The 7,016-nt window shown below is 68.6% G+C and carries 8 protein-coding genes and 1 pseudogene; 6 read left to right on the forward strand and 3 right to left on the reverse strand.

All coding sequences use genetic code 11. The features are described from left to right. Positions 1-125: 125 nt before the first annotated feature. The 4 genes from D8Y23_RS15730 (at position 126) to clpX (ending at position 3,466) form a co-directional block, all read left to right on the forward strand. Complete coding sequence (locus D8Y23_RS15730; RefSeq protein ID WP_128218999.1) at positions 126-614, forward strand: tetratricopeptide repeat protein; 489 nt, start codon at positions 126-128, stop codon at positions 612-614. Between the two features lie 78 nt (positions 615-692). Continuing rightward, positions 693-1,277: an ATP-dependent Clp protease proteolytic subunit gene (locus D8Y23_RS15735; protein ID WP_205797331.1), complete on the forward strand. Its 585-nt coding sequence runs from the start codon at positions 693-695 to the stop codon at positions 1,275-1,277. Positions 1,278-1,306: 29 nt separating this feature from the next. After that, the gene (locus tag D8Y23_RS15740) at positions 1,307-1,969 is read left to right on the forward strand and encodes an ATP-dependent Clp protease proteolytic subunit (protein WP_128219000.1); all 663 of its coding nucleotides are present in this window, start codon (positions 1,307-1,309) and stop codon (positions 1,967-1,969) included. Between the two features lie 228 nt (positions 1,970-2,197). Continuing rightward, positions 2,198-3,466 carry an ATP-dependent Clp protease ATP-binding subunit ClpX gene (gene clpX, locus D8Y23_RS15745; RefSeq protein WP_128219001.1) on the forward strand — a complete coding sequence of 423 codons (1,269 nt, stop codon included), beginning with the start codon at positions 2,198-2,200 and terminating at the stop codon, positions 3,464-3,466. A 54-nt stretch (positions 3,467-3,520) separates the two neighbouring features. Here clpX and D8Y23_RS15750 read toward each other — a convergent pair whose 3' ends face one another. Further along, complete coding sequence (locus D8Y23_RS15750) at positions 3,521-5,572, reverse strand: M3 family metallopeptidase (RefSeq protein WP_128219002.1); 2,052 nt, start codon at positions 5,570-5,572, stop codon at positions 3,521-3,523. Positions 5,573-5,654: 82 nt separating this feature from the next. On the opposite strand from D8Y23_RS15750, the gene D8Y23_RS15755 reads away from it, so the two are divergent. Further along, on the forward strand, positions 5,655-6,248 hold the full coding sequence (locus D8Y23_RS15755) for a winged helix-turn-helix domain-containing protein (protein WP_128219003.1): 594 nt from the start codon (positions 5,655-5,657) through the stop codon (positions 6,246-6,248). Next, positions 6,245-6,448 carry a hypothetical protein gene (locus D8Y23_RS15760; RefSeq protein WP_128219004.1) on the forward strand — a complete coding sequence of 68 codons (204 nt, stop codon included), beginning with the start codon at positions 6,245-6,247 and terminating at the stop codon, positions 6,446-6,448. Before D8Y23_RS15755 ends, D8Y23_RS15760 begins: the two co-directional genes overlap by 4 nt. A gap of 45 nt (positions 6,449-6,493) precedes the next feature. Here D8Y23_RS15760 and D8Y23_RS15765 read toward each other — a convergent pair whose 3' ends face one another. Both D8Y23_RS15765 and valS read right to left on the reverse strand, forming a co-directional pair. Next, a complete protein-coding gene (locus D8Y23_RS15765) occupies positions 6,494-6,742 on the reverse strand; it encodes a hypothetical protein (protein WP_128219005.1) in 249 nt (82 codons plus the stop codon). Then, a pseudogene (gene valS / locus D8Y23_RS15770) lies at positions 6,742-7,016 on the reverse strand (valine--tRNA ligase); the annotation flags it as partial. The pseudogene valS and the gene D8Y23_RS15765, both read right to left, overlap by 1 nt.

Consider the following 7,016-nt stretch of genomic DNA (forward strand, 5'->3'; position numbering starts at 1 on the left):
AGGGGGTGGATGCCATGGCATCCACCCCCTCTCTCATCACCGTCCCATGTGTCGAGTGTCCAAGACACGCGGATGCGATGCGGACCGAACCGCGTGTCTTGGACACTGAACCGGGGGGAACACACGTGAACGACTGGCAGGAACGCGTCGACGCGGTCTGGGGCGACGCGACGCTGACGGAAGACGAGGTCGTCGAGCGCATCGACGCCCTCGCGAGCGAGCGGCCCGAGCACGACCCCGTCGCCCTGTTCGAACGGGCGGGCGCGCGGGATTCCGCCGGCCTCGAGGCCGAAGCCGAGGTTCTCTACCGCCGGGCGCTGGACGGCGGGCTCGACGACGAACGCCGCACGCGCGCGACGATCCAGCTGGCCAGCACGATTCGCAACCTCGGCGCGATCGACGAAGCACGCGAACTGCTGCGAACCGAGTACGAGCGCGAACCGCGCGGACCGCTGCACGATGCGGCGGCGGCGTTCTACGCGCTCGCACTGGTGTCGTCGGGGGAGGCCGAGCGGGCGGCATCCATCGCCCTGCAGGCCCTCGCGCCGCACCTGCCGCGCTACACGCGATCGGTGACCGGATACGCCCGCGAAATGACGGACGGACACGCCTGATCCGCCCGCGGCGAACACGGCGACCGGCCCCGAACCGCGCCGGTAGATTCGTTGCAGATCACCGGAAGAGGAGCACACATGCCCGAACCCCTTATGGCAACGAGCGTCTTCGACAGGCTGCTCAAGGACCGCATCATCTGGCTCGGTTCGGAGGTGCGTGACGAGAACGCCAACGAGATCTGCGCCAAGATCCTGCTGCTCGCGGCAGAGGACTCGCAGAAGGACATCTACCTCTACATCAACTCGCCCGGCGGCTCGATCACGGCCGGCATGGCGATCTACGACACCATGCAGTTCGTCCCGAACGACATCGTGACCGTCGGCATCGGCATGGCCGCCTCGATGGGCCAGCTGCTGCTCACCAGCGGCACCAAGGGCAAGCGCTACATCACGCCCAACGCCCGCGTACTGCTGCACCAGCCGCACGGTGGCTTCGGCGGGACCGCGAGCGACATCCAGACGCAGGCGCAGCTCATCCTCGACATGAAGAAGCGTCTCGCCGAGATCACCGCGGCTCAGACCGGCAAGAGCGTCGAGCAGATCAACGAGGACGGCGACCGCGACCGCTGGTTCACGGCACAGGAGGCCCTGGACTACGGCTTCGTCGATCACATGCGCGAGCACGCCACCGACGTCGCCGGTGGCGGCGGGACCGCGGCCTGAGGCCGAGGGCGAGAGGAAAGGACACCGCAATGAACACTCCCACCTTCGGCGGCAGCGCTCTTCAGATGCCGAGCAGCCGTTACATCCTGCCCCAGTTCGAGGAGCGGACGGCCTACGGCTACAAGCGCCAGGACCCGTATAACAAGCTCTTCGAGGACCGCGTCATCTTCCTGGGCGTTCAGGTCGACGACGCCTCGGCCGATGACGTCATGGCCCAGCTCCTCGTGCTCGAGTCGCAGGACCCCGACCGCGACATCATCATGTACATCAACTCGCCCGGTGGCTCGTTCACGGCGATGACCGCGATCTACGACACGATGCAGTACGTCTCGCCGCAGATCCAGACGGTCGTGCTCGGCCAGGCCGCATCGGCGGCTTCCGTGCTGCTCGCGGCCGGCGCCCCCGGCAAGCGTCTGGCGCTCCCGAACGCCCGCATCCTCATCCACCAGCCCGCCGTCGGCGAGTCCGGTCACGGTCAGGCGTCGGACATCGAGATCCAGGCGGCCGAGATCATGCGCATGCGCACGTGGCTCGAAGAGACGATGGCCCGCCACACCGGCCAGGACGTCGCGAAGGTGAACAAGGACATCGACCGCGACAAGATCCTCTCCGCGCAGGAGGCAGCGGACTACGGCATCGTCGACCAGGTGCTGACGACCCGCAAGCGTGTTCCGGCGGCTCTGACCGCCTGACCCGCTCCACCCGATGCCCCCCCGGATCCGTCCGGCGGGGCATCGTCGTGTCCGGCGGGCAGGCTTCCGAGCAGGTGGGGGAGGGATGCCAGAGCCCGGTGCTGTGGCATCCGTGTCCGCCCGTGGCGATCAGAGAGACGGCGCTCGCGCAAATGCCCTCGAATGTCACGGGCAGAGGTTAGGCTCAAAGTCACTCGGGCGAGTGGCCGGGGATGAGGAGGCACGGGCATGGCACGCATCGGAGAGAGCGCCGATCTGTTCAAATGCTCCTTCTGCGGCAAGAGTCAGAAGCAGGTGCAGCAGCTGATCGCTGGTCCGGGCGTCTACATCTGCGACGAGTGCGTGGAGCTCTGCAACGAGATCATCGAAGAGCGCATGGCCGAGTCCTCGTCCGGTGAGGTGGCCGACTTCGACCTGCCGAAGCCGCGCGAGATCTTCGGCTTCCTCGAGGAGTACGTCGTCGGGCAGGAGCCCGCGAAGCGCGCCCTCGCCGTCGCCGTCTACAACCACTACAAGCGCGTGCGTTCGCACGGCACCCTCCAGCCGGCCGAGCAGCGCGCCGAAGAGATCGACATCGCCAAGAGCAACATCCTGCTCCTCGGTCCCACGGGCTGCGGCAAGACCTACCTGGCGCAGACGCTCGCGAAGCGTCTCAACGTCCCCTTCGCGGTGGCGGATGCCACGGCCCTCACCGAGGCGGGCTACGTCGGCGAAGACGTCGAGAACATTCTCCTGAAGCTCCTGCAGGCCGCCGACTTCGACGTGAAGCGCGCCGAGACCGGGATCATCTACATCGACGAGGTCGACAAGATCGCGCGCAAGGCCGAGAACCCCTCGATCACGCGCGATGTGTCCGGCGAGGGTGTGCAGCAGGCGCTCCTGAAGATCCTCGAGGGCACGGTCGCCTCGGTTCCGCCGCAGGGCGGCCGCAAGCACCCGCACCAGGAATTCATTCAGATCGACACGACGAACGTCCTGTTCATCGTCGCCGGGGCCTTCGCCGGTCTGGAAGAGATCATCTCCTCGCGCGTCGGCAAGCACGGTGTCGGCTTCGGCGCTCCGCTGCACCGCAAGGAAGACGCCCCCGATCTGTTCAGCGAGGTCCTCCCCGAAGACCTCCACAAGTTCGGACTCATCCCCGAGTTCATCGGACGCCTGCCGGTCGTGGCATCCGTCTCGCCGCTCGATCAGGACGCGCTGATGGAGATTCTCACGGCGCCCCGGAACGCCCTGGTCAAGCAGTATCAGCGGATGTTCGAGCTCGACGGCGTTCAGCTGGAGTTCGAAGAAGAGGCGCTGCGCGCGATCGCCGATCTCGCGGTGGCCCGGAAGACCGGTGCGCGCGGCCTCCGCGCCATCCTCGAAGACGTGCTCGGTCCGGTGATGTTCGACATCCCCTCGGCGGAGGATGTGGCGAAGGTCGTCATCACGCGCGCCTCCGTCGAGGACGGCGCGCCCGCAACCGTGGTCCTGGCGCAGAAGCGCAAGAGCGCCTGACCTCTCCGAGCTTCGAGGTCCCGACCGCTCTGCGCGGGCGGGACCTCGGTCGTTTCAGCCCGCGAGACCCCGGCGCTCGAGCAGCGGCTGGATCTCGGCATCCCGGCCCCGGAAGTCCCGATAGGCGGCGAGAGGGTCGCCCGAACCGCCGACGCCCAGCAGACGCTGGCGGAACCGGTCGCCGTTCTCGCGGGTGAGGCCGCCGTTCTCGTGGAACCACTCGACCGTGTCGGCGTCGAGCACCTCGCTCCAGATGTACGAGTAGTACCCGGCGCTGTAGCCGCCCGAGAACACGTGAGCGAAGTAGGTCGAGGCGTAGCGCGTCGGCACGGCCGAATTGTCGAGCCCGATGTCGGCGAGGGCGGCCGCCTCGAACGCGGCGACGTCGATCTCCCGCGCGGCCTCATCGACGCCGAGACCGTGCCAGGCCTGGTCGATCCAGGATGCCGCGAGGTACTCGCTCGTGGCGAAGCCCTGGTTGAACGCCTCGGAGGCGTGGAGCCGCTCGACCACGTCGGCGGGAAGCGGCTCACCGGTCTCATGATGCCGCGCGTAGTTGGCGAGGATCTCGGGCCAGAAGATCCACATCTCGTTCACCTGGCTGGGGAATTCCACGAAGTCGCGGTGGACGGCGGTGCCCGCGAAGTGCGGGTACGTGACCGTGGCGAAGAGGCCGTGCAGCGCGTGACCGAACTCGTGGAACAGCGTCGTGACCTCGTCGAGCGTGAGGAGCGTCGGGGTTCCCGGCGCGGGCTTGTTCACATTGAGGTTGTTCACGACGACGGGGGCGGTTCCGCGGAGCCGCGACTGCGTGACGATCGAGTTCATCCACGCGCCGCCGCGCTTCGAGTCGCGCGTGTACAGGTCGAGCAGGAACAGTCCGAGCTCACTGCCGTCTGCGTTGTGCACCTCGAACACCCGCACATCGGGGTGATAGCCCTGGAGGTCGTGGCGCTCTGCGATTCGGATGCCGTACACCTGCTCGGCGGCCGAGAACACGCCGTCGCGGAGCACGCGCTCGGCCTCGAACCACGGCCGGAGCGCGGCGCGGTCCAGGTCGTACTGCTCGGCACGGACCTTCTCGGTGTAGAACGCCCAGTCCTGCGCCTCGATCTGGATGCCATCACCGTCGGCGATCCGTTGGAGAGCGGCCTGCTCGGACCGCGCGTTCGCCGCCGCCGGAACGGCGAGCCGGCGGAGGAGGTCGTGGACCGCCTCGGGTGACCCCGCGGTCTGGTCTACGAGGACCGCTGCGGCATGGGAAGGATAGCCGAGGAGCGCGGCCCGCTCGGCACGCAGACGCACGATCTCGCGAAGGGTCGCGCGGTTGTCGTGAGCGCTGCCGCGGGTGCCGCGCGCGCGTGAGGCTTCGAGCACGCGGCGCCGGCTCTCGCGGTTCGTGAGCGACGCGAGGTACGGGTGCCCGGTGTACAGCGTGAGCGTCACGACGTAACGGCCGTCGAGGCCGCGCTCGGTCGCCGCCTGCGCAGCGGCGGAGAGCTCGCCCTCGCTGAGGCCGTCGAGCTCGGCGGCATCGTCGAAGACGACCGCGAGGTCGTTGGTGTCGGCGAGGAGGTTCTTCTCGAATGTGGTCGTCAGAATCGACAGGCGCTGGTTGAGGTCGGTGAGCTGCTGCTTCTGCGTGTCATCGAGCCCCGCGCCGGCCAGCGACATCTCGCGGTGCCGACGTTCGACGAGGTAGCGGCTCTCAGCATCCAGGTCGAGGCTGTCGAGCGCTTCATGCACGGCCGTGACGCGCGCGTACAGCGCCGCGTCGAGCTGGATCGCGTCGCCGTGGGCCGACATGAGCGGTGCCAGCTCCTCCTCGACGGCCTGCACCTCGGCGGTTCCGTCTGCGGATGCCACGGTGTAGAAGGTCCGCGCGACACGGTCGAGCAGCGCACCGCTGCGCTCCAGCGCGACGAGGGTGTTCTCGAACGTCGGGGCCTCGGTCTGCGCGGTGATCGCGTCGACCTCGGCGCGCTGCGCGGCGAACGCTTCGCGGAAGGCCGGAAGGTAGTGCTCGACGCGGATGCTGCCGTACGGCGGCAGGTCGTAGGGGAGCGGCGTCGGAGCGAGGAGGGGATTGGTCACGGCATCCGTCATCGTTCCAGCGTAGTCACGACCCACACGGGGGGATGCAAAGAAATGTTTGCACGAATAAGTTTGCAAAGCTATATTTGTACTTATGACCGATAGTTCCCGTCCCGAGGGGCGCGTCCTCGACGCCGGCGCACTGCGCGCGCTGGCCCACCCCCTCCGCGTGCGCCTATACGACCTGCTGAGCCAGTACGGCGCGCAGACGGCGAGCGGTCTCGCGGCGCTCACGGGGGAGTCCACCGGGGCGACGAGCTACCACCTGCGCGCCCTCGCCAAACACGACCTCATCCGAGAGGTCGAAGGCCGCGGGACGGCGCGCGAGCGGTGGTGGGAACGGCCCGCGGGGGCTGTGACGCTCGTCAACCCGGACTTGGCGACGACCCCCAGCGGACGGGCGGTGATGGAGGCCGTGCATTCCGAGACGCTCACCCTGCGTCAGCAGCAGTTGATGACCTTCGTCACGCACGGCTGGGACGACGACGAGGCCTGGCTCGACAAGAGCCTCATCTCGACCGCCAGCGCGCGACTGACGGTCGAGCAGATGGCAGAGCTGGCGGACCGCCTGCAGTCCGTCATCACCGAAACCGTCGACCGCTACCGCGATCAGAGCGGCGACGACCTCCGCGTTGTCACGATGCGCGCGGACGTCTTTCCTCTCCCTCTCGAAGGAGGTCCCCGATGAGCGCCCTCACCGCCCCGCTGGTACGGCCCACCACGTCGGAGCGGCTGCTTCTCGCCCTTTCCCGCGTCCTCGCCGACCACGCCCACGCCCGCATCGCCGCGCGGACGGCACGGCTCGACATCGACGCGCGGAGAGACCTCGCCGTCGCGGCGGGGCAGCGCCCCGAGTTCCAGGCCGAGGCCTACCTGCGAGTGCGCTGACACGAAGGAGGGGTCGGGATGCTGGCATCCCGGCCCCTCCGCGTGTCAGGCGAACTCGTCGTCGGTGTCGTACCGGACGACGACCTCGCCCGACGCGTCCTGCGACACGATCACGCCCGTGTCGAGCTCGGCGACCGGGCGCCCCTCGAGGAACGTGAGCGTCCACCGCGGAGCGGGAGCGCTGAGCCCGTCGGGGTTCAACGCCGCCTCGACGGCCGCGATCTGGGCGTGCAGGACCGCGGGGACGGCAGCCGGGGGCTGCTCGCGGGCGGTCCAACGGGTTCCGAGCTGCATCAGTCCTCCTGGGGTGCGAACACGATGTCGGTGACGGCGGTGGTGTCGGCCTCGACGAAGGTGATCGTCTCGATCCGGCCGACGGCGCGCAGGTCGCCCTCGGCGAGACGCAGCGCCGCGACCCGCGGGCTGTGGATCGTGAGCGAGAGCACCGGGGTCTTCTGCGAGGCCTTGGCCTCGGTCTTCGCGCGACGGATGCCGATGAGTGCTTCACCGACGGCCGTGAGCACGAGAGGATCGCCCTGGATGCCGAGCGGCTCGGGCCACGCGGCGG

The organism is Microbacterium enclense (assembly GCF_004022425.1).
In the GTDB taxonomy this organism is placed as follows: Bacteria; Actinomycetota; Actinomycetes; order Actinomycetales; family Microbacteriaceae; genus Microbacterium; species Microbacterium enclense_A.

Excerpts from the sequence above, each read along its gene's own strand:
- D8Y23_RS15760 (WP_128219004.1), top strand. The coding sequence starts at position 6,245 with ATGAGCGCCCTCACCGCCCCGCTGGTACGGCCCACCACGTCGGAGCGG.
- D8Y23_RS15765 (WP_128219005.1), bottom strand. The coding sequence starts at position 6,742 with ATGCAGCTCGGAACCCGTTGGACCGCCCGCGAGCAGCCCCCGGCTGCC.
- D8Y23_RS15740 (WP_128219000.1), top strand. The coding sequence starts at position 1,307 with ATGAACACTCCCACCTTCGGCGGCAGCGCTCTTCAGATGCCGAGCAGC.
- D8Y23_RS15755 (WP_128219003.1), top strand. The coding sequence starts at position 5,655 with ATGACCGATAGTTCCCGTCCCGAGGGGCGCGTCCTCGACGCCGGCGCA.
- D8Y23_RS15735 (WP_205797331.1), top strand. The coding sequence starts at position 693 with ATGCCCGAACCCCTTATGGCAACGAGCGTCTTCGACAGGCTGCTCAAG.
- D8Y23_RS15750 (WP_128219002.1), bottom strand. The coding sequence starts at position 5,572 with ATGACGGATGCCGTGACCAATCCCCTCCTCGCTCCGACGCCGCTCCCC.
- clpX (WP_128219001.1), top strand. The coding sequence starts at position 2,198 with ATGGCACGCATCGGAGAGAGCGCCGATCTGTTCAAATGCTCCTTCTGC.